This is a genomic window from Altererythrobacter sp. CAU 1644 (assembly GCF_029623755.1).
GTDB lineage: Bacteria > Pseudomonadota > Alphaproteobacteria > Sphingomonadales > Sphingomonadaceae > Erythrobacter > Erythrobacter arenosus.
In genome coordinates, this window is record NZ_CP121106.1 from 52,880 (window position 1) to 77,719 (window position 24,840).

The 24,840-nt window shown below is 63.2% G+C and carries 27 protein-coding genes; 14 read left to right on the plus strand and 13 right to left on the minus strand.

Going from position 1 to position 24,840, the window contains the following annotated elements:
- Positions 1-138: 138 nt before the first annotated feature.
- Together P7228_RS00260 and P7228_RS00265 are read left to right on the plus strand one after the other, a co-directional pair.
- Positions 139-1,200 (plus strand): MBL fold metallo-hydrolase, encoded by a 1,062-nt coding sequence (locus tag P7228_RS00260; RefSeq protein WP_278016223.1) that lies wholly within the window; start codon positions 139-141, stop codon positions 1,198-1,200.
- Positions 1,201-1,467 (plus strand): acylphosphatase, encoded by a 267-nt coding sequence (locus P7228_RS00265; RefSeq protein WP_278016224.1) that lies wholly within the window; start codon positions 1,201-1,203, stop codon positions 1,465-1,467.
- Here P7228_RS00265 and P7228_RS00270 read toward each other — a convergent pair.
- Positions 1,464-2,582 carry an endonuclease/exonuclease/phosphatase family protein gene (locus tag P7228_RS00270; protein ID WP_278016225.1) on the minus strand — a complete coding sequence of 373 codons (1,119 nt, stop codon included), beginning with the start codon at positions 2,580-2,582 and terminating at the stop codon, positions 1,464-1,466. The two genes, P7228_RS00265 and P7228_RS00270, sit on opposite strands and share 4 nt — an antisense overlap.
- 165 nt (positions 2,583-2,747) lie before the next feature.
- Positions 2,748-3,329: a pyridoxamine 5'-phosphate oxidase family protein gene (locus tag P7228_RS00275; protein ID WP_278016226.1), complete on the minus strand. Its 582-nt coding sequence runs from the start codon at positions 3,327-3,329 to the stop codon at positions 2,748-2,750.
- A gap of 177 nt (positions 3,330-3,506) precedes the next feature.
- On the opposite strand from P7228_RS00275, the gene P7228_RS00280 reads away from it, so the two are divergent.
- Positions 3,507-4,562, plus strand: coding sequence for an RcnB family protein (locus P7228_RS00280; protein WP_278016227.1), 1,056 nt, complete (start codon positions 3,507-3,509; stop codon positions 4,560-4,562).
- A 270-nt stretch (positions 4,563-4,832) separates the two neighbouring features.
- Positions 4,833-5,288 carry a hypothetical protein gene (locus P7228_RS00285; protein ID WP_278016228.1) on the plus strand — a complete coding sequence of 152 codons (456 nt, stop codon included), beginning with the start codon at positions 4,833-4,835 and terminating at the stop codon, positions 5,286-5,288.
- A 76-nt stretch (positions 5,289-5,364) separates the two neighbouring features.
- Here the strand turns inward: P7228_RS00285 and P7228_RS00290 are convergent, their stop codons facing one another.
- Complete coding sequence (locus tag P7228_RS00290) at positions 5,365-5,913, minus strand: cytochrome b (protein ID WP_278016229.1); 549 nt, start codon at positions 5,911-5,913, stop codon at positions 5,365-5,367.
- A 102-nt stretch (positions 5,914-6,015) separates the two neighbouring features.
- Between P7228_RS00290 and P7228_RS00295 the strand changes: the two genes are divergently transcribed.
- Positions 6,016-6,684, plus strand: a complete 669-nt coding sequence (locus P7228_RS00295; protein ID WP_278016230.1) for a prolyl hydroxylase family protein — start codon at positions 6,016-6,018, stop codon at positions 6,682-6,684.
- A gap of 3 nt (positions 6,685-6,687) precedes the next feature.
- On the opposite strand, the gene P7228_RS00300 is transcribed toward P7228_RS00295, so the two are convergent.
- From P7228_RS00300 to P7228_RS00310, 3 genes are all read right to left on the minus strand, one after another.
- Positions 6,688-8,319 carry a lysine--tRNA ligase gene (locus P7228_RS00300; RefSeq protein ID WP_278016231.1) on the minus strand — a complete coding sequence of 544 codons (1,632 nt, stop codon included), beginning with the start codon at positions 8,317-8,319 and terminating at the stop codon, positions 6,688-6,690.
- A 120-nt stretch (positions 8,320-8,439) separates the two neighbouring features.
- Positions 8,440-8,877, minus strand: coding sequence for a hypothetical protein (locus P7228_RS00305; RefSeq protein ID WP_278016232.1), 438 nt, complete (start codon positions 8,875-8,877; stop codon positions 8,440-8,442).
- A gap of 175 nt (positions 8,878-9,052) precedes the next feature.
- Positions 9,053-9,502 carry an Lrp/AsnC family transcriptional regulator gene (locus P7228_RS00310; RefSeq protein ID WP_278016233.1) on the minus strand — a complete coding sequence of 150 codons (450 nt, stop codon included), beginning with the start codon at positions 9,500-9,502 and terminating at the stop codon, positions 9,053-9,055.
- Between the two features lie 120 nt (positions 9,503-9,622).
- Here P7228_RS00310 and P7228_RS00315 point away from each other — a divergent pair, with 120 nt between their 5' ends.
- Positions 9,623-10,831, plus strand: coding sequence for a methionine gamma-lyase (locus tag P7228_RS00315; RefSeq protein ID WP_278016234.1), 1,209 nt, complete (start codon positions 9,623-9,625; stop codon positions 10,829-10,831).
- Positions 10,832-10,840: 9 nt separating this feature from the next.
- Here the strand turns inward: P7228_RS00315 and P7228_RS00320 are convergent, their stop codons facing one another.
- From P7228_RS00320 to P7228_RS00330, 3 genes are all read right to left on the minus strand, one after another.
- Positions 10,841-11,395: a phosphoribosyltransferase gene (locus tag P7228_RS00320; RefSeq protein ID WP_278016235.1), complete on the minus strand. Its 555-nt coding sequence runs from the start codon at positions 11,393-11,395 to the stop codon at positions 10,841-10,843.
- Positions 11,388-12,404 (minus strand): adenosine deaminase, encoded by a 1,017-nt coding sequence (locus P7228_RS00325; RefSeq protein WP_278016236.1) that lies wholly within the window; start codon positions 12,402-12,404, stop codon positions 11,388-11,390. The genes P7228_RS00320 and P7228_RS00325 overlap by 8 nt, the downstream gene beginning before the upstream one ends.
- Positions 12,405-12,526: 122 nt before the next feature.
- The gene (locus tag P7228_RS00330; RefSeq protein WP_278016237.1) at positions 12,527-13,159 is read right to left on the minus strand and encodes a hypothetical protein; all 633 of its coding nucleotides are present in this window, start codon (positions 13,157-13,159) and stop codon (positions 12,527-12,529) included.
- Positions 13,160-13,223: 64 nt separating this feature from the next.
- Between P7228_RS00330 and P7228_RS00335 the strand changes: the two genes are divergently transcribed.
- The 3 genes from P7228_RS00335 to P7228_RS00345 all read left to right on the plus strand — a co-directional run bounded on the left by P7228_RS00335 (position 13,224) and on the right by P7228_RS00345 (position 17,061).
- Complete coding sequence (locus tag P7228_RS00335; RefSeq protein WP_278016238.1) at positions 13,224-13,502, plus strand: hypothetical protein; 279 nt, start codon at positions 13,224-13,226, stop codon at positions 13,500-13,502.
- Positions 13,503-13,784: 282 nt separating this feature from the next.
- The gene (locus P7228_RS00340; protein ID WP_278016239.1) at positions 13,785-16,532 is read left to right on the plus strand and encodes an ATP-dependent DNA helicase; all 2,748 of its coding nucleotides are present in this window, start codon (positions 13,785-13,787) and stop codon (positions 16,530-16,532) included.
- Between the two features lies 1 nt (position 16,533).
- Complete coding sequence (locus P7228_RS00345) at positions 16,534-17,061, plus strand: SixA phosphatase family protein (RefSeq protein ID WP_278016240.1); 528 nt, start codon at positions 16,534-16,536, stop codon at positions 17,059-17,061.
- Positions 17,062-17,064: 3 nt separating this feature from the next.
- Here P7228_RS00345 and soxR read toward each other — a convergent pair whose 3' ends face one another.
- Entirely contained in the window at positions 17,065-17,505 is a 441-nt protein-coding gene (soxR, locus tag P7228_RS00350) for a redox-sensitive transcriptional activator SoxR (protein ID WP_278016241.1), read from the minus strand.
- 110 nt (positions 17,506-17,615) lie between these two features.
- On the opposite strand from soxR, the gene P7228_RS00355 reads away from it, so the two are divergent.
- Entirely contained in the window at positions 17,616-17,990 is a 375-nt protein-coding gene (locus P7228_RS00355; protein WP_278016242.1) for a VOC family protein, read from the plus strand.
- A 93-nt stretch (positions 17,991-18,083) separates the two neighbouring features.
- Positions 18,084-19,361: a Xaa-Pro dipeptidase gene (locus P7228_RS00360; RefSeq protein WP_278016243.1), complete on the plus strand. Its 1,278-nt coding sequence runs from the start codon at positions 18,084-18,086 to the stop codon at positions 19,359-19,361.
- 13 nt (positions 19,362-19,374) lie between these two features.
- Here the strand turns inward: P7228_RS00360 and P7228_RS00365 are convergent, their stop codons facing one another.
- Positions 19,375-20,001: an SOS response-associated peptidase gene (locus P7228_RS00365; protein WP_278016244.1), complete on the minus strand. Its 627-nt coding sequence runs from the start codon at positions 19,999-20,001 to the stop codon at positions 19,375-19,377.
- Positions 20,001-20,903, minus strand: a complete 903-nt coding sequence (gene ubiA / locus P7228_RS00370) for a 4-hydroxybenzoate octaprenyltransferase (RefSeq protein ID WP_278016245.1) — start codon at positions 20,901-20,903, stop codon at positions 20,001-20,003. The genes P7228_RS00365 and ubiA overlap by 1 nt, the downstream gene beginning before the upstream one ends.
- Positions 20,904-20,942: 39 nt before the next feature.
- Here ubiA and P7228_RS00375 point away from each other — a divergent pair, with 39 nt between their 5' ends.
- From P7228_RS00375 to P7228_RS00385, 3 genes are read left to right on the plus strand one after another with little or no spacing between them, the layout of a single operon-like run.
- Complete coding sequence (locus P7228_RS00375; RefSeq protein ID WP_278016246.1) at positions 20,943-21,710, plus strand: 16S rRNA (uracil(1498)-N(3))-methyltransferase; 768 nt, start codon at positions 20,943-20,945, stop codon at positions 21,708-21,710.
- Positions 21,711-21,750: 40 nt separating this feature from the next.
- Positions 21,751-23,121 carry a glutamate--cysteine ligase gene (locus P7228_RS00380; RefSeq protein ID WP_278016247.1) on the plus strand — a complete coding sequence of 457 codons (1,371 nt, stop codon included), beginning with the start codon at positions 21,751-21,753 and terminating at the stop codon, positions 23,119-23,121.
- A 15-nt stretch (positions 23,122-23,136) separates the two neighbouring features.
- Positions 23,137-23,436, plus strand: coding sequence for a putative quinol monooxygenase (locus P7228_RS00385; protein WP_278016248.1), 300 nt, complete (start codon positions 23,137-23,139; stop codon positions 23,434-23,436).
- Between the two features lie 12 nt (positions 23,437-23,448).
- Here P7228_RS00385 and P7228_RS00390 read toward each other — a convergent pair whose 3' ends face one another.
- Positions 23,449-24,801, minus strand: a complete 1,353-nt coding sequence (locus tag P7228_RS00390; protein WP_278016249.1) for a methyltransferase family protein — start codon at positions 24,799-24,801, stop codon at positions 23,449-23,451.
- Positions 24,802-24,840 lie beyond the last annotated feature (39 nt).

Below are 24,840 nucleotides of genomic sequence, written 5' to 3' on the forward strand. Positions count from 1 at the left end.
CGAGGCATTGGGTCGGATCCGGACGATCCGCTTTCGACCCAACCCCACAGATTCGCCCTCGCGAGGGCAATCTACTAAACGGTTGGTATGAGCCTACCGAAGACTCTCGCAAAGTGGCTCGTGATCGTTTTGGTCGCGTTGGCCATCTTTGCCGGGCTTCTCGCATGGTACCTTCACAGCGACATCTCTGACGAGCGGATGCGTCTGCTCGAGCAGTCCCCTAATTTCGAGGAAGGGGCTTTCTTCAACGAGGAGCGCCAGGCCGAGAACGATCTCGGCATTGATTTCTTGCGCGAGCAGTTCTTCGGCGAACAGCAGCGCGAGCCCGAAGGTGCGGTGCCGGTTGTCGCGATCGACCCTGCGTCGCTGCGCGAGCCACCTGCGCCGGGGATGCGCGCGACGTGGCTCGGCCATGCCAGCGTCTTGATCGAGATCGACGGTTATCGGCTTCTGACAGACCCGGTCCTGTCGCACCGCGCTTCCCCTTTCTCCTTCCTCGGTCCGGCAAGAACTCATGACGCACCGATCGCGCTCAACGATCTTTCGGGCATCGATGCGGTCGTGATCTCGCACAACCACTACGACCACCTGGACGAAGCGACCGTGCGCCACCTCGCCGCGCAGGGTACGCGCTTTTTCGTACCACTCGGCGTTGGGCAATATTTTGAGAATTGGGGGATCGATTCTGAACAGGTCGCCGAAATGCAATGGTGGGACCGCGAAGCGATTGGAAGCCTGACTATCACTTCCACGCCCAACCGGCATTATTCAAGCCGTGGATTGCTCGACTACAAGGCCACGCATTGGAGCTCATGGTCGATCGCCGGCAAAATACACAATGCTTTCTACAGTGGCGACACCGGCTATTCTAAGTTGTTCCGACAGATCGGCGAGCGCGAGGGGCCGTTCGACCTCAGCATTATCAAGATCGGTTCATATGGACCGGGGCAGGCCTGGACAGACATTCACGCCACACCCGAAGAGGCAGTGCAAATCCATCGAGATGTCGGCGGCAAGCGGATGTTGCCGGTCCATTGGATGACCTTCAATCTTGCCATTCACGACTGGGACGAACCGATAATACGGACCCTGCTTGCTGCCGAGAAAAATGGCGTCGCCGTCGTTGCGCCGAAGATCGGCCAGGTCGTAGACACAAATGAGCCGTTCACCAATCAAGCGTGGTGGGAGATGGTCGATTAGATGACCTCCTGCCACCTAATCATCCATGGCAAGGTACAAGGCGTGTTCTACCGCGACTGGACGATCGCGACGGCGCGCTCGCTCGGCCTTGCGGGATGGGTGCGCAACCTCTCCGACGGGACGGTCGAGGCGCATCTGGAGGGCGAACCGCAGGCCATCGAACGGATGATCGCGGCAATGCATGACGGACCTCCCCACGCGCGGGTGGACCGCATCGTCAGCCGGGATGCGGAATCAGCAGGCCTGACCGGGTTTGTGCGCCGCTAGCCCGCCTCCCCCTCGACGCGGTCCTTGGCCTCGTCTTCCTTGAACTCTTCCATCACCTCGTCCGCCTCGGCTTCGTCCTTCGCGTCGGGTCCCTCGGTCTCTTCGTTGCGCGCACGCCCGGTTTCGGGCGAGAGGCACAGCTCGGCAATCATTGCCCGGTGGTCGGAGCCGACCGACTTGCTGACCTGGACATCCTTGAACAGGAATTCCTCGGTCACGAATAGATGGTCGAGCGGCCAGCCGAGCCACACCATGCCGGCGGGGAAGGTCGCATGCGGGCCGCGCCCGACGCGCGGATCGAGGAAGCTGCCGACATCCTTGAACAGGCGCGTCGTGTCCGACCACGCGACATCGTTGAAATCGCCGATCGCGAGCACCGGCATGGAAGTGTCGCGCGACTTGCGCGCCGCCATCACGATCTCGGCATCGCGCTCCTCGGTGTCCTGCCTCGGCTGAGGCGGACGCGGGTGCAGCGCGATCATACGGAAATTGCGCGCGCCGGCGGTGAGCGTGGCGAAGACCGAGGGCGTGTCCGCCTGCGCGAGATCCTGGATCGAGGCATCGCGCATCGGCAGGCGCGAAGCGAACATGATGCCATAGGTGTTGTCCAGCGGGCGGTGGATCTGCTCCGGGTAGGATTGCAGCACCGGCGCCATGGCCTGCGCCCAGGCCTCGTCGGTCTCCATCAGCAGCACGATATCGGGATCGGTGCGGCGGATCAGATCGGCAGTGCGGTCATATTCGCGATTGCTCTGCAGCACGTTGAGGGTGAGCGCCGTAAAGCACGCCTCGGTCCCCTGCTCGCCCTGTTCGACGCGCGCAACCTCGGCCGAGGCCATCGGCGTGTAGGGCCATATCCGCCAGAACTGCCACACGCAGAAGCCCGCCAGCACCAGCGGCAGCCATGGCCGCCAGGCGCGGTCGAAGAACCACAGCGCGGCGGCGAGCAGCACCATCGCGATCAGGATCTGCAGCCGCGGGAAATCCCAGATGCGGATCCACCACTGGTTGAGATCGGTCGTGCTGAGCAGCGAGCCGATCACCAATATCGCGGCAAGCGACCGCGCGATCCAGACGCCCACGCGCTTCCATGTGCTGTTGTCACTATCTGCCACGCTGTTCCTCCGCTGCCCGGGCGCCTACACTCCCAACGCAGCAGCGGCCAGCCGTTCCCAGACCGGGCCAGTTCATAGCCTGGGAACGCGGCCCCAATCTCTCGCACAAGTGCGCTTTATCCCGGCGGAGAATCACACGTTCCGAGAGCGCGTGTCGTGTTCCAGCTAAGGCGCGACCCAGCGCCCTTCCCAGCCCTCGCCCTGCCGCGCGAACTGTGCCCGGCGATGGCCGGCATGCGAGAGAAAGAACCAGTCGATCTCCCGCATCTCGACCTGGATGATCGCGAAATTCGGGCGTGCGGGGATCAGTTGCTCGTCGGTCGGCTCGATCCCCTCGAACTGCGGCGGCAGCCCCGAGGTCATCTGCGCCGCCAGCGTCCCCGGCCCATCGCCGAGGTAACAGCGACGCGCGAAATTGGTGCTCTGTTCCCAGGCAGCGTCGGCGACGGGTCCATCGGTTTCGACCCGCGCCTCTCCGCGGATCCGCAACTGGACCTTGGCGCTGCGATCGTAGAGCAGCACGCCCACCCCCGGGTGCTGCGCAATGATGTCGCATTTGGGCGAGCGCACGTCGGTGTGAAAACGCAGCGTCCAACTGTCGCGGTCGAAGGCGCGCAGCACCAGGACGCGCGCATCGGCATCCCGGGTCGACAGGACCGCTAGGTGCATGGGGAGATGGCGATCGGTGGCGGCGCTCTCGATCCGGCGGGTGAAGTCATCGCGTACGGCATCGAGCGTGTCGAACATGGGGCACTGCATTGGCCGCAGGCGAGCCAATGTCAATCTACCGGCGTTCAGAATACCTAGCCCGAATCTGAACGAAAGGGTAAACAAGTGGTTCAGATAGAAGTCAGGCCGTGCTTAGTATCAGACAGTATCAAGATTCGGCCGCGGCTGGTGGAGCGGCATCTACAGGAGCCGAAAATGTCCAATTTGAACTTTTTGAAGGGCAGCGCGCTTGCAGCCGTGGCCGCCGCCCTCTCGCTGACCGCGATCCCCGCCGAAGCGCAGGAGCGTGGTGAGCGCAATGGCATCGCGCGCAAGATGGAGCGGATTGCCGATGCCAAGCGCGATGTCCAAAGGGGCGATCGCGGTCAGGAGCGCCGCGCGCAACGCCACGAGGTCCGCCGCGAGAACCGGGGCGAGGCAAGACGCAACGCCCGAGTCGAGTCGCGCGGCGAAGATCGCCGGGGTCGTGATTGGAACCGCAGCGAACGCCGGGCGGACAGCTCCGTTGAGCGTCGCGGCCGTGACTGGAACCGCAGCGACCGGCAAGGTCGCGAATGGAACCGCAGCGATCGCCGCTCCGACGTGGCCGTCGATCGACGCGGCCGGGAATGGAACCGCAGCGACCGCCAGGGTCGCGAATGGAATCGTAGCGACCGCCAGGGCCGCGAAACGAACCGCAGCGAACGTCACGCTTCGAACGATCCCGGTGTGACCCATAACCGGAACTATTCGGACCGCGATCGCAATCGCAGCTACCGCGATGGACGCCGCGACTCCTACCGCGATGGACGCCGCAATACCTATCGCGACGGTTATCGCGACGGGCGCCGCCACGACTATCGCCAGGATCGCCGGGACACGCGCCACGCCTATCGCGACGGATATCGTGACGGGCGCCGCTATGATCGCCATCGCGATTATCGCCGCGGCGACTATCGCCGGTGGGATCGCCACAGCTGGCGCAAGCATAACCGGTACAACTGGCACAGCTATCGCCGGTCGAACCACCACATCTATCGGCTTGGGCGGTATTACTCGCCTTATCGCAGCCACCGCTACAGCCGGATCAGCATCGGGTTCTATCTCGACAACCTGTTCTACGGCAATCGCTACTGGATCAATGATCCGTGGCAGTATCGACTGCCCGAAGTCTACGGCCCCTATCGCTGGGTTCGCTACTACGACGACGTGCTGTTGGTGAATGTCTACAGCGGCGAAGTGGTCGATGTGATCCACGACTTCTTCTGGTAAGCCTTCCCCCAAGCTCCCAGCCCCTCCAACGGCTGGAGCCACGAACCCCCGCCGGAGCGATCCGGCGGGGGTTTTCGCGAGTCGAACGAGTGCGAGACGCCATCGCTCCGACTTTCTCCGCGCTTAAGCCGTTGGTCGCGTGGAGGATTCATCTCTGCGCGCCAAACCGTGCTAGACCACCCCTCGTTGGGAAAATCGGGCCGTATGTTCCACGCTCTGCGTGTGCGGACCCAAACGTATGCGTCAGAGCCTCGCTACAGGGGAAGATGCATGAAGAAAACAATCGCAGCCATCATGGTAGCCACGCTGTTCGCAAGCGCGGCACAGGCAGAAACCTTCACATACAACGTCCAGTTCGAAGAGCCGACATTCTACGGCGGCATGGGCGAGGAAGGGCGTGACGGTCGTTCCGGAGTAATGAACGGTGCCTACACCACCGTTACCGCCAGCGGAGAGACTGCCAGCGGCTCAATCACCTGCGCCGGCATGGACCAGCCCGACAATGGGCTGTTCGACTTCCACCTTTCGTGCACCGCGACGCGGGCCGATGGCGAAAGCAAGAGCAGCCTGATCTATGGCTGCAATTCGCTGCCCGAAGGACGCGGGGCCTCTTGCGTCGGCGGTCTGGAAGGGCGCGCCGGCACTCTCAAGGGGATGAGAGGCGTCATCACCATGCATCTGGGTGCCAAGGGCGCATCGGTCGGAACCGGCCAGTGGATCGAATGATCCGCTAAGGGCGTCAAACAAAAAACCCCGCTCGCGCTATCGCGGGCGGGGTTTTTTGTTTGACGCGGCCTGGCGCCTAGGTCCGCCCGAAGGGAAGCATGCGCCCGATCCCATTCACCTTGTCGATGAAGGTGTGCTTGAGCGCGCCGAGGATGTGCAGGCCAATGAGGTATATCATCGCCTCGCCGCCTGCGGCATGCAGGTCGATGATCGCCTTGGCCTGGTCGTAGTTCTGTTCGACCGGCGCCGTCGGAAGAGTGAAGAGCCCGAAATAGTTTACTGGGCTGTCCGCATATGACCCGGCCAACCAGCCGCCGATCGGCAGGCCGATCAGCATGACATAGAAGATCACGTGCACGCTCTTGGCGAGCGTGCGCTGCCAGGCAGGGACCAAGTTGGACATCGGCGGAGCCTTGTGAGTGAGGCGCCAGCCAAGCCTCAGCAATGTCAGTACGAGGATCGTAATCCCGATCGCCTTGTGCGGGGCGATCGTTGCAGCCTTCTCAGCGCCTTCCAGATGCTCTGCGGCTTCGGCGATACGCCAGTTGACGATCACCAGGATTGCAATGATCCAGTGAAACAGCATCGCGCCTGTCGAATAACGTGCTTGCGCAGCTTCAGACATTCTTCTCTCTCCCAACCCGGTTGATGGCCCTGTTTAGCAGTGCAACGCGTGGCAGCAAGCCAACGGTTTGCCAAGGCCCCCTTGCTTGCTAGGAGGCGGGCGATGGCGAAGACCGAAATGATTCCCGACAAGGACGCACTGGCCCGGGTGGGAGAGGCCGTTCGGGCGCGCTTGAAGTCAGATCCCCAAGTCTACCAGATCGAGACCGACAAGGCCGAACTCTTCGCCGTGGGAGATTTCCTGAGCGCGGCGGAATGCGAACGGCTGTGCCTGATGATCGACCTCGTCGCCAAACCGAGCACCTTGCACGAGGAGGACTATTCGACCGGCTTTCGCACCTCCTATTCGGGCGATCTCGATCCGCTCGATCCGTTCGTCATGGGCATTTCGCGAAGGATCGACGACCTGATGGGCATGAACCCGGCGTGCGGAGAGGCGATCCAGGGGCAGCGCTACCTGCCCGGGCAGCAGTTCAAGCCGCACAACGACTGGTTCTATACGACCGAGAAGTACTGGGAACTGGAGCGCAAGCGCGGCGGCCAGCGCAGTTGGACGGCGATGGCCTTCCTCAATGAAGTCGAGGAAGGTGGCGAAACCCATTTCACCGAAGTGGGCATCAAGATCGAGCCCAAACCTGGCGTCCTGCTGCTGTGGAACAACGCGCTCCCCGACGGCACGCCTAACGAGGGCACGATGCACGCGGGAACCCCGGTGATCAAAGGCTCGAAGTACGTCATCACCAAGTGGTTCCGCACTCGCAAGTGGACCTGAGAGCTATTTGCGGTCGATCGCCTCGGCGATGAGCTTGCGGCTGTTCTCGATCCCGTAGAGCGCGATGAAGCTGCCCATCCGGGGCCCCTGCTCGCTGCCCAGCAGCGTTTCATAGAGCGCCTTGAACCAGTCGCGCAGCGAGCCGAAACCGAACTCCTCGCGCTTGCCGATTTCGTAGACGATGGTCTGGATGTCTTCGGCAGGCATGTCGGGCGCCATGACCGAGAGCGCGCAATCGAGCGCCTTGAGCGCCTCGCGCTCATTCGTACTCGGCGCACGCTTGCTGAGCGTCGGGGCGACGAAATCGCGGTTGTAGGCTAGCGCATTGTCAACCAGCGCGTCGAGTTCGGGGTGCTTGGCCGGATCAGCGTCCTCGACATAATTGCCGAGATAGGACCACACGGATTCGCGATCCGCCTCGGCTCCCAGCACGCCGACCAGATTGAGCAACAAGCCGTAAGTGACCGGCAGTGTGTCGCCGGCGCCCGGTGCTTCCGATCCTTCGAACCCGCCATTGGCGCGCAACAGGTGCCACACCGGATTGCCCAATTGCTTGTCGAGCGGCTGTTCAGCCAAGGCAGCGCGGAACTGCCAATACTCGTCGACCGCGCGGGGCACGATCCCGGCATGGAGCTGCTTGGCGCTCTTTGGTTCGCGGAAGATATAGAGCCCCATGCTCTCTTCCGAGCCATAGGTCAGCCATTCGTCAATGGTGAAGCCATTGCCCTTCGACTTGGAGATCTTCTCGCCATTGGCGTCGAGGAACAACTCGTAGATAAAGGTCACCGGCGGCGGGCTTCCGAGTGCACGGACGATCTTGCTAGATTGCGTGACGCTATCGGTCAGGTCCTTGCCGCTCATCTCGTAGTCGACACCAAGCGCGTACCAGCGCATCGCCCAGTCGACCTTCCACTGCAGCTTGGACATGCCGCCGAGCGCGCTTTGTTCGACGACGCTGCCGTCCTCGTCCGTGAAGCGGATCGTCCCCGCTTCGGCATCGACAACCTCGATGGGCACCTGCAACACGGAGCCGGTCGTGGGCGAGATCGGCAGGACCGGCGAATAGGTCTGCCGGCGCTCCTCGCGCAGCGTCGGCAACATGATGTCGAGGATGTCCTGGTTCTTGCGCAGGACCTGGCGCAGCGCATCGTCGAAATGGCCCGAGTTGTACATGTCGCTCGAAGCGATGAACTCGTAATCGAAGCCGAACCGGTCGAGGAAGTCGCGCAGCATCGCGTTGTTGTGCGCGGCAAAGCTCTCGTGACCCTTTTCAAACGGGTCGGGAATCCGTGACAGCGGCTTGTTGAGGTTCTCCTGCAGGATGTGCGCGTTGGGGATATTGTCCGGGACCTTGCGCAGCCCATCCATATCGTCGGAAAAGGCGACGAGGCGCGTCTTGCCGTCCTCGGGCTTGGCACCGATGATCGCTTCGTAGGCGCGGCGGACCAGCGTGGTGCGCAGCACTTCCTGGAACGTGCCGATATGCGGCAGGCCCGATGGGCCGTATCCGGTTTCGAACAGGATCGGGGCGCCGCCCGGCTTGCCATCGGGGTAGCGTTTGAGCAGCCGCTGGGCCTCCTGAAAGGGCCAGGCCTTGTTGACGCGTGCGGCGGAGATCAGGTCTTGCATGCTCATAGGGCACTGCCCTTCGCCCAAGCAGCGCAATGTTGCAAGTGCGAAGAGCTATCGCCGCCACACGGTTGGCAAATGGGGCGCCTCAGGAAAGACGCCCCATCGCGTTTTCTGAGCGAGGGCTCAGTCTTTCCAGTGGATCGTGCCGCTACCGGTGCCCCCGGTTCCGGCCCAGGTCGTCGCGCCGACCTTGCCCTTGTAGATACCCGATTTGCCCTGCAGGCCGCCCACGCATCCCTGCGAGCCGTCCGGCAGGTTCTGGCAGCCGAAGTTGATTGCATAGCTACCGGCATCCGAGTTGAGATCGCACACGAAGTGCACGTCGAAAACCTTGGAGTTGGGCGGGTTGCTGGCGCCAATGCAGGTCCAGCTTTCCGAACGCTTGGAGCCGTCGCCATAGGTTGCGACCGACGTCCCGACCTGCATGCTGCCGAACATGGTCTCGGTGCCGGTCACGGTCTGCTCGCCCCCGGTCGTGACATAGGTCGCCATCTCGGCCTGTGCCGCGCTGGCATAGGTCATGATCGCAGCAAGTGCGGCAATCTTCACAGCATTTTTCATTGGGTCTCTCCCACCAAAGCGACCCGGATAAGGAGCGGCACAAAACGCCCACTGCCCAATGTCGGGAGTGGTTGCGACCGCTCGGCTGACGACTCGATTTTTCTGGTTGTGGCCGCGTTATCCAGCCAACTGACACTGCTGTCAATTCGACGCCGAGGCGCCCGCACGGGCAAGTTCAGGGAAGTTGAAGCGTATCCTTGACCGTGCCGTAGACCAGGCTCGTGTTGATCGTGCCGATCCCGGGCGTCTTGTGCATCACCTCGCGCATGAAATCCTCATAGGCAGCGAGACCCGAAACAACGATCTCGAGCAGGTAATCCGAATTTCCTGTCATGACATGGCAGGCGAGGACTTCGGGGGTATCGCGCATGCGCTGTTCGAAGCCCTTGACGATATCGCCCTCGTGCTTCGCCAGCGTGACCTGGACGAAGGCGGTCACCGGGTAACCTGCGGCCTCCCGGTTAACGACCGCGACATATCGCTCGATCACGCCCGCCTTCTCGAGGTTTTTCACGCGCCTGAGGCACGGACTGGGCGAGAGGTGAACCCGCTCCGCCAGCTCGGCATTGGTCAGCCTGGCATTGCGCTGCAACTCGCGCAGGATTTGCCGGTCTTTCTTGTCCATATCGTTCCCATATTGGCAGATTATGCCAATTCTGCAGATCTGAGTGGCATAGTTTGGCGATTAATTCCAGTCGGAGCGTGATATTGTTCCCCTGCAACATTAGATCGAGGTCACATCACAATGAGCCGCACAGCACTTTCCGGTTTCGCATCACGCGCCATCCACCACGGCTACGATCCAGCCGAAAACATGGGCGCGCTCACCCCGCCGATGCACATGGCGTCGACCTTTACGTTCGAGACGGCCGAACAGGGCGGCGCGATCTTCGCCGGCGAACAGCCCGGCTATTTCTATTCGCGCATCGGCAATCCGACCGTCGATCTGCTCGAGCAGCGCATGGCCGTGCTCGAAGGCGCGGAGGCCGCGGTGGCAACCGCCTCGGGGATGGGCGCGATCACCGCGGTCATGTGGACCCTGCTGGAAGCGGGCGACGAGATCGTCACCGACCGGACGCTCTACGGCTGCACCTTCGCCTTCTTCCGCCACGGCCTCGGCAAGTTCGGGATCAAGGTCACCCACGTAGACCTGACCGATCACGCGGCACTGGAAGCCGCCATGCAGCGCGGCGTGAAGGTGCTCTACTTCGAAACCCCGGCCAATCCGAACATGCGCCTGGTCGATATCGCCGCCGCTAGCGAGATCGCGCATCGTCATGGCGCGACCGTCGTGGTCGACAACACCTATGCCACCCCCGCCCTCACCCGCCCGGTCGAACTGGGCGCGGATATCGTTGTTCATTCGGCGACCAAATACCTTGGCGGACACGGCGACCTCGTCGGTGGCCTCGTCGCGGGCGATGCCGAGACGATGCAGCGGGTCCGCCTCGAGGGCCTCAAGGACATGACCGGTGCAGTCATGAGCCCGTTTACCGCTACGCTCATCATGCGCGGGCTGAAGACGCTGAAGCTGCGGATGGAACGCCACAGCCAGACCGCCGCGGAAGTCGCGCGCTGGCTCGAGGCACAGCCGCAGGTCGCTGCCGTCTATTATCCCGGGCTTGAGAGCTTCGCGCAGCATGGGCTGGCCGCGAAACAAATGGCGCTGCCAGGCGGAATGATCGCCTTCGATCTCGCCGCCGGTTACGACCAGGGCATCCGTTTCATGAATCGCCTCGGCATGATCCATCGTGCCGTGTCGCTGGGCGACGCCGAGACGCTGATCCAGCATCCGGCCTCGATGACCCATTCGACCTACACGCCCGAAGAACGCGCCGAACATGGCATCGGTGAAGGCTTGCTGCGCCTGTCGATCGGCCTCGAGGACGCGGAAGACATCTTCGCCGATCTCGAGCAGGCGCTGGCCGCGTCGGAACTGGCCATCGCCGCCTGACGCTGAGGGCTATTCGGGGCCGAGGATCAGGTCCGAGCTGGGTTTGCTGGCGCGGATTTCCTCCTCGGTCAGTCCGCAGATCTCGTGCGGGAAGACCAGCCAGTCCTCCGTTTCATGGACGTAGTAATCGGGCTCAAGCTCGGTGCAATTGCGGCTCGGCTTGTAATAGGTCGTGGCGATCTTGATCGTGCGCGGCATGTTGTTGCGGCACCGCTGGCCGAGCTCGCGCAGGAAGGCCTCGATCGAGCGGCCTGAATCAAACACGTCGTCGATGATCAGCAGGCGATCTTCGGGATTGAGCGTGTCGATCAGATAGCCGAGCGCATAGACCTTGACCTCGCGCTGCTCGTCGATCCCGGTGTAGCTAGACGTACGGATGGCGATGTGGTCGCATTCGATATCGTTGTAATCGAGCAGTTCCTGCACCGCGATGCCGACCGGCGCCCCGCCGCGCCAGATCCCCACGATATGCGTCGGACGAAAACCGGAATCGATGATTTTTCGCGCCAGCCGCCAGGAATCCTCAAGCAGCTGGTCGGCGGTGAGGTAGGTCTTCTCAACCATGTGCCACCTCGCGGATCGCAGCGAGATGCGCAGCCTGTTCGTCAGGTGGCAGGAAAGAGCCGGTGAAACTGTTCTCGGCCAGTTCGACAATCTGCTCCGCCGACAGGTCGAGACCCTCGGCAACCGCCCGGTAGTTGTCGTTGATGTAACCGCCGAAATAGGATGGATCGTCGGCATTGACCGTCGCCTTGAGCCCCAGTTCGAGCATGCGCTTGACCGGGCTGTCCTCGATCCGGTCGATCACGCAGAGCCGCAAATTGGAAAGCGGACACACGGTAAAGGTCGTGCCCTCTCGCACCAGCCGTTCGACCAGCGCGTCATCCTCCAGCGCACGGTTGCCGTGATCGAGCCGCTCGACCTTCAGAAGGTCGAGCGCTTCGTGGACATATTCAGGCGGCCCCTCTTCCCCGGCATGTGCGGTGACGTGCAGCCCCAGCTCGCGCGCCTTGGCGAATACCCGCTCGAACTTCGAAGGTGGGTGGCCAACTTCGGACGAATCGAGGCCGACCCCGTGGATCCGGTCGAGGTGGGGCCGGGCCTGTTCGAGCGTCGCAAAGGCTTCTTCCTCCGACAGATGCCGAAGGAAGCACATGATCAGCCGGTACGTGATCCCGAGCCTGGCCTCGCCATCTTTCAACGCGCGCTCGATACCGTCGAGCACCGTCTCGAATGCGACCCCGCGTTCGGTGTGCCCCTGCGGATCGAAAAAGATCTCGACGTGGCGGACATTGTCCGCCTTGGCGCGCTCGAGATAGGCCCAGGTCAGGTCGTAGAAATCCTGCTCGTGCAGCAGCACGGACATGCCCTGGTAGTAAATGTCGAGGAAATCCTGCAGGTTTGAGAAGGAATAGGCCGCACGGACTTCTTCCGCGCTGGCGAAGGGAATCTCGACCCCGTTGCGCGCGGCCAGCGCGAACAGCATCTCCGGCTCGAGCGAGCCCTCGATATGCAGGTGGAGCTCGGCCTTCGGCAGGCGGGCGATCAGCGCGTCGCGGTCTGGATTCGGCATAGTGGGAGGGTTGGACTGCGGCAGGCGGCTGGTCAACCGCATGCTTATGCTCACCTGCGCTGATAATGCCGTTGGGGCGCCCCCGTTAAGAGGGCGCCCCGCGGTTCGCCTGAGGGAGGAGATCAGGCGGTGGCCGGTCGGGCGAGGTGAGGCCAGCGATAGGAATACTGGCTCAGATCGATTCGGGGCGTCGCATTACGGAAACTGCGCCCCAGCGATTGCACGATCAGTCGGGCGCGTTTGAGCCGGGCTTTGCGCGATACGAACGGGTTGGCACGATCGGGCTCGGAATTGGCCAGTTCGCGGATAAGCGCGGCACGTTCCTCGACAGTCGCGGGAACATCCCGGGGCAACACAACTTTGCCGTTGGTCGGTGCCATGGTCGCGGGCGCAACGGGAGCCATCGGCGTATCGACGGGAACCATCGGCTCCGTGTCGAGGAAACGGCTCGCACCGATCGGAGCGGTGCTGTCGATCGCGGGTTCCGCTGGGACACGTTCTTCCTCGATCGCTTCCTCGGTCGGCATTTCATAGGCGGCAGCGGCAACCGATGAGCTGGCAAAGGTCTCTGCCTTCAGCCGCCGCGAACGACCGCGCCAAAGCACGAAGGCCAGGACAGCCAGGCCAATGGGGATGAGGCCGACCAGTGCCATTGCAATCAATGCCACCCAGTCGGCCTCGACCGAACTTCCCGTTCCGAGCGCTTCTTCCTCGAGGGCAGAAGCATCGGCTTTAGCGACCGGAAGAGCGGCCATCTCATCAAATTTTTCACTCGCAGGCGCAGCGATCGGTGCCGGCACCAAGTCAGCAACACCGGTATTGCTGCTGTTCTCGGTCGAAGCTGCCGGGCTGACGGGCTGTGCCCTTGTCTTCGCGACAGTTGCGCCCGTTTCCTCCGCCGGTGCTTCAACAGCGGCCGTGACCGGCTCAGTTGTTGAAGTCTCGACGACTGGCTGGACGGTCGGACTGGTCACCATCTTCGGAGCCGGCGCAGCGGGCGTAATCGTCGAGGGTGCCGCGACCGGCGAGACCATCGGTCCTTCTGGAAGAATCGAGACAGGATCGGTGGGCGTCGTCGCGGTAGTCGCGACTTCCTGACCAAAGCTCGGAGTTGAACCAAGCGCGAGCATCGCGGCAATCGCGATGGGGGCGCAGCGAGAGATGTTTCGAGGCTTGTTCATAGCTCGGCAAAAACGGGGAATAATCGCAGCCCGTTCCCGTAAGCTGGCGTTCAGGAAACGCGAAGTTGCTGATTTTATGTGTGTTTGGATTTCGGAATCCCGCCATGCTGATGTTTAATCGCGATGAACAGAATAGGCCGAAGATGTGCCGAGCTGCTGCTTGTTTACTTTTCGTTCCTCCTCCCCCATTCAACCAATCGTGAGTTCCCCGCTCCCCCTCCCCGCGCTGCATGCGAGCCATTCGGGCACCTGGCTTCGTCCGCCAAATGGCGCGACCGGCGCGGTGTCGAAAGGCGATGCGATCATGGCGGCAGCAGATACGCCGGTGCTGCTGCTCAACGCGCCGCTGGTGGCTTCGCGGCTGGGCTATCCCGATCTGTCGGGCCTCGACCTGCTCGAACTGTTCGCCTTCATCCATCCGGCGCGCTTCTGCGTGCCGACCCCGCGCGGGCTGGCGCAATCGCTTGGGCTGGACGAGCCCGAGGGCGATGAGCATGTCCCCGCCTTCCTGCAGGCTGCAGCGGGCGCACTGATCGAGACTTGCGAGAGCGAGGATTGGCCGGAACGAGAGGGGGCGTGGTCGTCGCTGCAATCGCTGGTCAGGTTGCGCTGGCCCTGGGCGCAGGTGATCTCGCCCCATATCCGCAAGCCCGACCGGGCAGAGAAATGGCTTTTTTCCAAGCTGCCCGAATGGGAAGAGACGCCCGAACGCCCGGCGCCATCGCAAGTTACCTTGCCCGCCGACGCCGTGATCTCGCAACTGGAATACCTGACCGGCGAAGGGGCGGAGCGCCGCGACGGACAGCGCAGCTATTCGCAGGATGCGGCGCAGGTCTTCGCCCCCCGCGACAAGCGCGGAGTGCCGCATCTGCTGCTGGCGCAGGCGGGTACCGGCATCGGCAAGACGCTGGGCTATCTCGCGCCCGCCTCGCTGTGGTCGGCGGCCAGCCAGGGGACCGTCTGGGTTTCGACCTTCACCAAGAACCTGCAGCGCCAGCTGCGGCAGGAAAGCAGGCGCGCCTGGCCCAAGGAGCGGCCTGATGGCTCGCCGCCCGTGGTGGTACGCAAGGGGCGCGAGAATTACCTCTGCCTGCTCAATCTGGAGGACGCGCTGCAGGGCGGATTCGCGGGCCGGCCGGCAATCCTGGCACAGCTGGTCGCACGCTGGGCAGCATTTTCGCAGGATGGCGACATGATCGGCGGCGATCTGCCCGGCTGGCTCGGCACGCTGTTCCGCAAGCGCGGGATTGCGGCACTGACCGACCAGCGCGGCGAATGCGTTTATGCGGGCTGCCCGCATTACCGCAAATGCTTCATCGAGCGCGCTGCACGTGCCTCGGCACAGGCCGACCTCGTCATCGCCAACCATGCGCTGGTGATGGTCAATGCGGCGCGCGGACGGGATCACGCCCAGCGCCCCACGCGGATCATCTTCGACGAGGGCCATCACGTTTTCGAAGCTGCCGATTCAATCTTTGCCGCAGCGCTGACCGGGCAGGAAGCGATCGAGCTGCGCCGCTGGATCGTCGGACCCGAGAAGAACAGCCGCGGCCGGCGGCGTGGGCTCGCCGCGCGACTGGCCGATGTCGCCAGCTATGACGAAGAAGGTGGGCTGGCGGTCGAAGACGCGGTCGAGGCGGCGCACAAGCTCCCTTCGGACGGCTGGCTCCAACGGCTCAACGAAGGCGAACCTTACGGCCCGATCGAGGCCCTGTTGGCGCAGGTCCGCGCCACGACATACGCCCGCGACGAGAGCGGCGGGCAGGAAGCCGGTTACGGCATCGAGACCGAGGCTTCGGGCCTGCCCGGCGAGCTGATCGAGGCGGCTGGGGAAGCCGCCGAAGCGCTGGCCGCGATTCGCAAGCCGCTGATGAAACTTGGCACGCGCCTCGAAGCAGTCCTCACCGACGCGCCCGACTGGCTCGACGCGCAAGGACGAGCAAGGATCGAAGGTGCGCGCCATTCGCTCAGCTGGCGGCTCGACCTGATCGGTGCGTGGGAGGCATTGCTCGACCGGCTCGGTGGACCGGCAGATCCCGAATTCGTCGACTGGCTCTCGGTCGAACGCGGCGACGCGCGCGAATTCGATGTCGGGATTCACCGCCGATGGCTCGACCCGATGAAACCCTTCGCGAAGGTCGTGCTCGAACCCTCGCACGGGGTCATGCTGACCAGCGCTACACTAATCGATCGCAGTTCCGAGGGCGATCCATGGGATGCCGCCATCGCCCGCTCGGGCGCCGAACACATCGATAGCCAGCCCTTGCTTTCCGCATCGCAGAGCCCGTTCGACTATGCGCAGCGCGCCGAGGTGCTGATCGTAACCGACATCCGCAAGGGCGACCTTCCCGCGCTCGCAGGTGCCTATGCCCGACTGATCGAGGCGTCGGATGGCGGTGTGCTGGGCCTGTTTACTGCAATCCGGCGGATGCGCGCCGTCCACGGCAGGATCGCCGACCGCCTCGCCCGCGCCGGCCTGCCGCTTTACGCGCAGCATGTCGACCCGATCGATACCGGTACGCTGGTGGACATCTTTCGCGACGATCCGCGTGCATCGCTGCTCGGTACAGATGCGCTGCGCGATGGTGTCGACGTCCCCGGCCATTCGCTCCGCTGCGTGGTGATGGAACAGGTCCCGTGGCCGCGCCCCGACATCCTGCACAAGGCGCGCCGCGCCGCCAATGGCGGCAGCGCCTATGACGATCGCATTATCCGGGCGCGATTGGCGCAGGCATTCGGCCGCCTGATCCGATCGGGCGAGGACTCGGGCCACTTCGTCGTGCTGTCCCCCGCCTTCCCCAGCCGCCTCCTATCCGCCTTCCCCGATGGCACGCCTGTCATCAGGTTGACGCTTGAGGAAGCTTTACAACGGGTGGCTGCTGGTGTTTCGGGGTCAGGTAACGCAAGTCGCGAGCGCAACGAAGAAGAAGGTGAGGAACAAGCCTGACGTGAAAATTCTCGGTCTCCTGCGCCACGCCAAATCCGATTGGGACGATATGTCGACCCGCGATTTCGATCGCGGGCTCAACGATCGCGGCCGCCGCGGCGCCAAGCTGATCGGCGACCATATCCGCGAGCACGGGGTGAAATGGGATCTTGTGGTTGCGAGCCCTGCGGAACGCGTGCGGCGCACCGTCGAACATGCATTCCCCGGCGAGGAACCCGAATTCGACGAACGGCTCTATCTCGCGAGTTCCGAAACGATCTTCGAAACGATCACCGATCACGCGGGCGACGCGAACACCTTGCTGGTTGTCGGGCACAACCCCGGGCTGCAGGAAGTGTTGTTCGACCTCGTCAAGCCGGAGAACGAGAACGAGCTGTTTGACACGGCGTCAGCGAAGTTTCCGACCGCGACCTACGCGGTGTTCGAATGCGATATCGACGATTGGGCGCAGTTGAAGAAAGGCTGCGGCAAGCTGGTATATTTCGCCCGTCCGCGCGACCTCGACCCCGAGCTGGGTCCGGAACACTAGGCCTCAGGGCAGCAGGACGCGCGGCCCAGCCCCCTTCTCCGCCCATTTGTCGGCGGCGTTGTAGAGCGCGCACTTCTTGAGGCTGAGGCAACCGCAGCCGATGCAGCCATCGAGATCCTCCCGCACCTTTTCTAGCGATGCGATCTGCTGGTCGATCCGGCGCTTTATCCCCACGCTGATCCTCTGCCAGTCTCGCGCATTGGGCGTGCGCCCCTGCGGAAGCCCACGAAGCTCTTCCTCTATCTCCGCCAATGCCAGGCCCAGCCGCTGCGCGATCAGGATAAAGCTGAGGCGGCGAATATCGCTGCGGAAGAAGCGTCGCTGATTGCCGCCGGTGCGGAACGGCTCGACCAATCCCTTGTCCTCGTAATAGCGGATTGCCGAGACACTGAGGCCGGTCCGGCGGGCGAGTTCACCGATCGTGAGCAGGTCGTTCGCTTTCATCGATCTCAGTGATAGCCATTTTAGACCTTGACCTCAACCTAACTTGAGGTTGCATCTGTCGGTGCATCGCCAATCGCAACGCCCGGACAAGGGCCCAAAGGAGATGCACCATGCCCCACGGCAACATCGAACACGTCAACATCACCGTCACCGATCCCGACCGGAGCCTTCACCTCTTCGAAAAGCTGCTGGGCTGGAAGGAACGCTGGCGCGGTCCGTCCATGCTCGGTGGTCGCACGATCCACGTCGGCGACGAGGACAATTACCTCGCGATCTACACCAATGACGAGGTGAAAGGTGGCTTTTCGAAGAGCGTGCCGCTCAATCATGTCGGCCTGCAGGTCGATGATCTCGACGCTGCTGAACAGGTCGTCCTAGCGGCCGGTCTTAAGACCTTCAGCCACAGCGATTACGATCCGGGCCCGCGCAGCTTCTATTTCTTCGACTGGGACGGGATCGAGTTCGAGGTGGTTAGCTATGAATGAGTTCATCCCCCGCGAACCCATGTTTCGCCCGATTGCAAAATCCCCCGGTAATGCCACACAGGCAACGACCAGTTCACCGGGAGAATTTCGATCATGCGATACGCCGCCTTCGCCGCCCCCCTTGCCATCGCGATAGGAGCCCTGGCGGCTTTGCCCGCCGCAGCGGAGACGATCTACGTGACCGGCGACCGCATGCTCGATGTCGAGAGCGGTCGCTATGTCACCGCACCGCTGATCGCGATCGATGATGGCAAAGTGGTGAGCGTCACGCCCAATGGCAGCGCTCCCGATGGCGCGGAGGTGATCGATCTCGCCGGCCATACGATCCTGCCCGGCCTGATCGACATGCATGTCCATCTCGACGGGCGCCCCGAGTATGGCGGCTATTCCGGTCTCCAGTTTACCGACAAGTTCTGGACGGTCCTTGGGGTGGTCAACGCGCAAAAGATGCTCGGCGCGGGCTTCACCACTGTGCGCAACGTCGGCGATGATGGCTACAATGTCGTCGGGCTCGACCAGGCGATCGGCGCCGGCTGGTTGCAAGGGCCGCGCATCGTGACGGCAAACCATTCGATCGGCGCCACCGGCGGCCATTGCGACAACACCTTCTTGCCGCCCAGCATCAACGAACCCAGCCCCGCAGTGGGGGATAGCCCCGCCGAGCTACGCAAGCGCGTGCGCGAACAGCGCAAGTTCGGGGCGGAAGTGATCAAGGCCTGTGCAACCGGCGGCGTCTTCAGCCGCAATACCGCGCCCGGAATCCAGCAATTGTCGTTGGAAGAGCTGACCGCGATTGCCGATGAAGCCCATTTCTGGGGCTTGAAGGCGGCCGCCCATGCCCACGGTGCCGATGGTATCAAGGCCGCCATCCGCGCCGGCTTCGATACGATCGAACATGCCAGCTATGCTGACGACGAGGCGATCAAGCTCGCCAAGGAACGCGGCACGTTTTTCTCGATGGATATCTACAACACCGAATACACCCTCAGCCAGGGTGAGGCGAACGGCGTCCTGCCCGAAAATATCGCCAAGGAACGTGCGCTGGGCCAGATCCAGCGCGACAATTTCCGCAAGGCGCACAAGGCCGGGGTCAAGATGGTCTTCGCCAGCGACGCCGGGGTGATGCCGCACGAGAATGTCGGCGGCCAGTTCCGGGTCATGGTTGAATATGGGATGACGCCGCTGCAGTCGATCCAGGCCGCGACCGTCAATGCCGCCGATGCCCTAGGCCAGGCTGGTCAGGTCGGTGTCGTCAAGCCCGGTGCCTGGGCCGATATTATCGCGGTCGACGGCGATCCCCTTGCCGATGTCGGCGAGCTGGCCGATGTCGACTGGGTCATGAAGGGCGGCGAAGTGTTCAAGGCGGACTGAAGCGCCCCCGGCACTATAGGAGCGTCTTTTGCGCCGCGGCACCACCTGCCCACGGCTGATCGGTTCGATCGATCGAGAGCTCCCCGCCCCATGCGCGGCATAGCGCACGCGCTTCATCGGGAGTTCCGTCCGTCCATTGCGTATAGTCGGCGCGCGACAGGATGACCGGCATGCGCGAATGCACTTCGGCTGCGGCACCGCCACTGTCAGTCATCACCATCGAATAGCAGTCGCCCCACTCGTCCGAGGTCCGCCAAACCCCAGCACAGGCGAATAGCTCGTTATCGGGGAGCGACAGCCAGGTGCGCGTCATGCTGCCCTTCTTGCCCTGTGCTTCTGCCCAGGCAGTGACCGGGATCAGGCAGCGGCGCTCCTCGAAGCTGTAGCGCCAGAAGAAACTGTCGAGCTTGTCGGTGCGCGTGTTGTTGACCGGCTTGGGCTTCAGCGGCTGGCCCTGTTTGCCCTTCATTACCAGCGGGAAACCCCAGCTCATCTGGCGCACCCTCCCCTCGGCAACGACCGCACCGGGATATCCGGGATAGACTTCCTCGCCGAAATTGGCGCCGCCGAGCTCCTCAATCGCCTCGAACCACTTGGCGACTTCGTCCTTGCCCTTGGTCATGCGGTAGAGGTTGCACATCAGGCGTTCCCCACGACGAAGCATGCAGCAGCCATCAGCGCCCCGGCCATTCGGTTCGAACGAAACCGGGCGAGCGGATTGTCCGCATCGTCGGGATCGAGCGTCGCCACCTGCCACAAGAGATGGAGCGCGACGGGCGCGAGCGTCAGCACTGCGAACCAGTCGGGCCGATAAAGCCAGAATCCCAGCGCCCACAGTGCCAGCGCGCCGCCATAGAAAAGGCCGACGCCTTGCCTGACCTTGCCACCCATCCGCAGCGCAGAAGAACGGATGCCCACCAGAGCGTCGTCTTCGCGATCCTGCAGCGCGTAGATCGTGTCGTAACCGATCACCCACAGCACCGATCCCGCATAGACGCTCGCCAGCACGTCCCAATTGTCGCTGCGCAAGGCGACCCAGCCCACCAGAAGGCCCCAGGTGAACACCAGCCCCAGCCACGCCTGTGGCCACCAGGTAATCCGCTTCATGAAGGGGTAGGCTGCAACCAGCGCGAGGCTCGCCAGCGCGACCAGTTGCGCCTCCATTCTCAACTGGAGCAACACGGCAAGCCCGACAAGGCAGAGCGCAAGTAGCCAGGCCCAGGCAAGTTTTCGGCTCACCCGTCCGCTCGCCACGGGTCGCACCGCGGTGCGCGCAACCTGCCGATCGAGATCGGCATCGACGATGTCGTTGTAGACGCAGCCCGCCCCGCGCATCGCGATGCTGCCGAAAAGCAGCCATGCGACAAGAGCCCATTGCGGGCCCGCGCCTGCCAGCCACACGCCCCAGGCACAGGGCCAGAACAGCAACCACCAGCCGATCGGCCGATCGAACCTCGCCAGCTGCGCCAGGTCGCGCGGCAATTGCGGCAAACGTTCGACGAAGCCACGATGCTGTGTGTCGGGGACGATCTGCTCGGTCATGGCTTGCTCCCTAACCTGAGCCATGCCAACTGCCTAGCCATGCCCGCGAAACCTGCCTGGCCGCCCAAGAGCGCTCCCCGTTTGTTCGTCGAGGAACATCTCAGCGAAGCAATCGCGATCACGATCGACGGGAACCAGGCACACTATCTGTCGCGGGTCATGCGCGTGTCCCCGGGCGATATTGTGATTGTCTGCGACAACGTGACCGGCGAATGGGCCGCCGAAGTTGCCGAGGCGGGCAAGAGGTCGGTCGTGCTCAAGCCGGTCGAACATTTGCGAGGACGAGAGGAGGTGCCCGACTTCTGGCTGTGCGCGGCGCTGCTCAAGAAGGATCGCTTCGACCTCGTGCTCGAAAAGGCCACCGAGCTCGGCGTGGCAAAGATCCAACCGGTCATCACCCGGCGCTGCGTTGCCGACAAGCTCAATCTCGATCGCGCGCGTGTGGTCGCCATCGAGGCCGCCGAGCAATGCGCACGCACCGCGCTCCCCGAATTAGGCGAACCGCAGAGGCTGGATGCCCTGCTGAAGGAGTGGCCCGAAGACCGAGTCCTGTTCTTTGCCGACGAGGAAGGCGGCGAACCGGCCGCGGACGCGTTCTGCTACAATCATGGCCCAGTTGCCTTGCTGGTGGGGCCAGAGGGCGGCTTCGACGATCAGGAACGGGCCGCAATCCGGGCCCACCCCAAAGCCCGGCCGATTTCGCTTGGGCCCCGCATCCTGCGCGGCGAGACCGCGACCATCGCGGCGACGGCGATCTGGATGGCCGAAGCCGGCGACTGGCTGGGCGATTCCGAGGGCGAAGAATAAATTGCTGGCGCCCCCGCATCCCGTTTTCTAGAGCAACCGAATGAGCACGCGCGAGGCTTCGGGGGCAGAAGACCCGATCATCGAAAGCCGCGACCAGTTGGTCGCGCCCATGCAGGCAGGCGAGAAGCCGCGCGAGAAATGGCGCATCGGCACCGAGCATGAAAAGCTGGTCTTCAAGGATTACGACCACCATGCTCCGGCTTATGACGAGCCCTGCGGTATCCGTGATATCCTGCTGAACTTGCAGGAGTTTGGCTGGGAACCCGTTGAAGAGAACGGCAATGTCATCGCGATGCGCGGAGACGACGGAACCGTCAGTCTCGAACCGGCGGGCCAGCTCGAACTGTCGGGCGCACCGGTCGAAAACTTGCACCAGACCTGTGCCGAGACCGGGCGCCACCTGACTCAGGTGAAGAAGATCGGCGAGAAGTGCGGCGTCGGCTTCCTCGGCCTCGGGATGTGGCCCGACAAGACCCGTGAAGAACTGCCGATCATGCCCAAGGGGCGCTACGAGATCATGATGCGGCATATGCCGCGCGTCGGGAATCTCGGGCTCGACATGATGCTGCGCACCTGCACCATCCAGGTGAATCTCGACTATTGCAGCGAAGCCATGATGGCGAAGATGTTCCGCACTTCGCTGGCGCTGCAGCCGCTTGCGACAGCCTTGTTTGCCAACTCCCCCTTTACCGAAGGCAAGCCCAATGGCTTCCTCTCGTTCCGCAGCCACATCTGGTCGGACACCGATCCGCACCGCACCGGGATGCTGCCCTTCGTGTTCGAGGACGGCTTTGGCTACGAGCGCTACGTCGATTACATGCTCGATGTGCCGATGTACTTTGTCTATCGTGACGGGAGATACATCGATGCCGCTGGACTCAGCTTCCGTGATTTCCTTGCGGGCAAGCTTTCGGTCCTACCCGGCGAGAAGCCGACGCAGAGCGACTGGTGGGACCATCTCTCCACCGCCTTCCCCGAAGTCCGGCTGAAAAGTTTCCTCGAAATGCGCGGCGCCGACGGCGGCCCGTGGAACCGCATTTGCGCCCTGCCCGCCTTCTGGGTCGGACTGCTTTACGACGGCGCAGCGCTCGACGCAGCCTGGGATCTGGTCAAAGGCTGGTCGATGGAAGAGCGAGAGGCGCTGCGCAACGCAGTGCCCAGGCTTGCGCTCGACGCCGACATTCCGGGCGGCCACAAGCTGCGCGACCTCGCGCGCGATGTCATGGCGATCTCGCGGCAGGGGCTGGCCGCGCGCGGTCAGCTCAATTCGAGCGGCGACAATGAAACCGGCTTCCTCGAAACGCTCGACGAGATCGTCGAGAGCGGCAAAGTCCCGGCGCAACGTCTGCTGGACAAGTACCATGGCGAATGGGGCGGCGACATCAGCCGCGTCTACGAGGAAAGTTTCTAGGAGGGAGAGCGAGCAATGATCCTGGTAGTCGGGACCGTCCGCGTCGCCGAAGGCGGCTTCGAAAAGGCGAAAGACGCGATGGAGGCCACCATCAAGGCAACCCAGGCCGAGGACGGTTGTATCCGCTATTCCTACGCCCGGGACGTGCTCGACCCGCAACTCATGCATGTGTCGGAAGCCTGGCGGGACATGGACGCGCTCAAGGCGCACTTTACCGCCCCGCATATGGCCGCGTGGCAGAAAGCAATTGTCGAAGCAGGCGTGAGCGAGCGGGACCTCAAGGTCTACGAAACCGACGAGGGCACGCCGATCTAGGCGACATTCGCCCTATTCGGCCGGTTCGATTGCGCCGTCGACGTGGCGCGAACGCACCCGTTTGAATAGGCGCGCGAGCGGCGCCGTGATCAAGCCATTCTGCTCCATCCAGACATGGTACTCGCGATACTTCGCATCCTCGGCGAGCAAATGCGCTTCCTCGGTCTTCGCCCGCCAGAAATAGATCGCATTGACGCAGAGCAGGAAGAAGGTGTTGCGGATCGCATCCGTGACCGAGCCATTGGTGACGAGAAACGGCATCACTGCGCACCACCAGAACAGGTTCTTCGACAGATAGGCCGGGTGGCGGGTGTAGCGATATGGCCCATTGGTCAGCACACCGCGATAGGTCAGGTTGGAGAACCGAATGCCGAAGGCGACGGTGGCCCAGGCATAGATCGCGGTGAGGAACACCAGCCATAGCGCCCAGACCCACAGCAGCGCGGTGTTGCCCTGCAGCCAGACGTCCCAGCCCGCGACATTGTGCTCGTAGCTGAGCACATCGCCATTGCCGATGATGCCCCAGACGAAGGGTGGGTAGCAGATCAGCGCTGCAAGCCAGCCGCCCAGGAAAGGGTTTCCGCTGCGAATATGCGCGTCGAGCGGACGTAGCGTTACGAGGTAGCCGACGGTGCCGATCTGGACGTCGACCACGAACAGCAGGGTCGTCAGCAGCAGCCCGAATTGCACCGGGTCGGAAACCACCGTGGGGATGTCGGCCTCGACAACCTGGGCGAATCCAGGCGGCAGGATCGAGATCATGAAGGCACCGAAGAACGACTTGATGATCCAGGCGCGCCAGTGCTTCTTGACCTCCTCGCCGTCCCAGGCTTCGCGACCGATAAGCATCGCGCCGAAATGCCAGGCATGGTCGCGCGGCTCGATCATGTATCGATCGAGCCACAGGACATAAGGCACCGACAGCACGAACAGCGGGATGGCCGCAGTGCGCAGCACCTCCATCGAGAACAGGTACTGGCCGTTCCAATACCAGCGGCACAGGCAGTAGAGGCCGGCGATTATCGCCCAGGTCGCCCAGAGGCCGGCCAGCTTGACGATCGAAATGTCGACCACGTCGGAAAGCGCGCGTTTGCGGCTCCAGTCGATACCGGTCGAGGCGCGCAAATGCGTCTTGTCGACGAGCAGCGACCACACGACCATCGGAACGGTGGTGAACAGCATGGCGGCGAGCGCGGCATGCGGGCCTGACAGGACTCCGCGCGATCCGTCGAGCCCGAGCCAGTCGGCGGTCAACGGGAAAGTGCGGCAGAACAGGATCCACGCGAATAGCCCGAGCAGTCCGGCGAGGCCCACGCCTGCCGAAACGTCGCTCGGCGGCAATCCACCGGCCTTTTGCGCGCGCATCGTCATTGCCCGCGCGTGATAGCGGGAAAGGGTTAAGAG

Excerpts from the sequence above, each read along its gene's own strand:
- soxR (WP_278016241.1), bottom strand. The coding sequence starts at position 17,505 with ATGAAAGCGAACGACCTGCTCACGATCGGTGAACTCGCCCGCCGGACC.
- P7228_RS00390 (WP_278016249.1), bottom strand. The coding sequence starts at position 24,801 with ATGCGCGCGCAAAAGGCCGGTGGATTGCCGCCGAGCGACGTTTCGGCA.
- P7228_RS00290 (WP_278016229.1), bottom strand. The coding sequence starts at position 5,913 with ATGTCTGAAGCTGCGCAAGCACGTTATTCGACAGGCGCGATGCTGTTT.
- P7228_RS00325 (WP_278016236.1), bottom strand. The coding sequence starts at position 12,404 with ATGCCGAATCCAGACCGCGACGCGCTGATCGCCCGCCTGCCGAAGGCC.
- P7228_RS00295 (WP_278016230.1), top strand. The coding sequence starts at position 6,016 with ATGGCGAAGACCGAAATGATTCCCGACAAGGACGCACTGGCCCGGGTG.
- P7228_RS00310 (WP_278016233.1), bottom strand. The coding sequence starts at position 9,502 with ATGGACAAGAAAGACCGGCAAATCCTGCGCGAGTTGCAGCGCAATGCC.
- P7228_RS00330 (WP_278016237.1), bottom strand. The coding sequence starts at position 13,159 with ATGGCCGCTCTTCCGGTCGCTAAAGCCGATGCTTCTGCCCTCGAGGAA.
- P7228_RS00320 (WP_278016235.1), bottom strand. The coding sequence starts at position 11,395 with ATGGTTGAGAAGACCTACCTCACCGCCGACCAGCTGCTTGAGGATTCC.
- ubiA (WP_278016245.1), bottom strand. The coding sequence starts at position 20,903 with ATGACCGAGCAGATCGTCCCCGACACACAGCATCGTGGCTTCGTCGAA.
- P7228_RS00265 (WP_278016224.1), top strand. The coding sequence starts at position 1,201 with ATGACCTCCTGCCACCTAATCATCCATGGCAAGGTACAAGGCGTGTTC.
- P7228_RS00280 (WP_278016227.1), top strand. The coding sequence starts at position 3,507 with ATGTCCAATTTGAACTTTTTGAAGGGCAGCGCGCTTGCAGCCGTGGCC.
- P7228_RS00300 (WP_278016231.1), bottom strand. The coding sequence starts at position 8,319 with ATGAGCATGCAAGACCTGATCTCCGCCGCACGCGTCAACAAGGCCTGG.
- P7228_RS00365 (WP_278016244.1), bottom strand. The coding sequence starts at position 20,001 with ATGTGCAACCTCTACCGCATGACCAAGGGCAAGGACGAAGTCGCCAAG.
- P7228_RS00285 (WP_278016228.1), top strand. The coding sequence starts at position 4,833 with ATGAAGAAAACAATCGCAGCCATCATGGTAGCCACGCTGTTCGCAAGC.
- P7228_RS00275 (WP_278016226.1), bottom strand. The coding sequence starts at position 3,329 with ATGTTCGACACGCTCGATGCCGTACGCGATGACTTCACCCGCCGGATC.
- P7228_RS00385 (WP_278016248.1), top strand. The coding sequence starts at position 23,137 with ATGATCCTGGTAGTCGGGACCGTCCGCGTCGCCGAAGGCGGCTTCGAA.
- P7228_RS00380 (WP_278016247.1), top strand. The coding sequence starts at position 21,751 with ATGAGCACGCGCGAGGCTTCGGGGGCAGAAGACCCGATCATCGAAAGC.
- P7228_RS00375 (WP_278016246.1), top strand. The coding sequence starts at position 20,943 with ATGCCCGCGAAACCTGCCTGGCCGCCCAAGAGCGCTCCCCGTTTGTTC.
- P7228_RS00360 (WP_278016243.1), top strand. The coding sequence starts at position 18,084 with ATGCGATACGCCGCCTTCGCCGCCCCCCTTGCCATCGCGATAGGAGCC.
- P7228_RS00315 (WP_278016234.1), top strand. The coding sequence starts at position 9,623 with ATGAGCCGCACAGCACTTTCCGGTTTCGCATCACGCGCCATCCACCAC.
- P7228_RS00305 (WP_278016232.1), bottom strand. The coding sequence starts at position 8,877 with ATGAAAAATGCTGTGAAGATTGCCGCACTTGCTGCGATCATGACCTAT.
- P7228_RS00355 (WP_278016242.1), top strand. The coding sequence starts at position 17,616 with ATGCCCCACGGCAACATCGAACACGTCAACATCACCGTCACCGATCCC.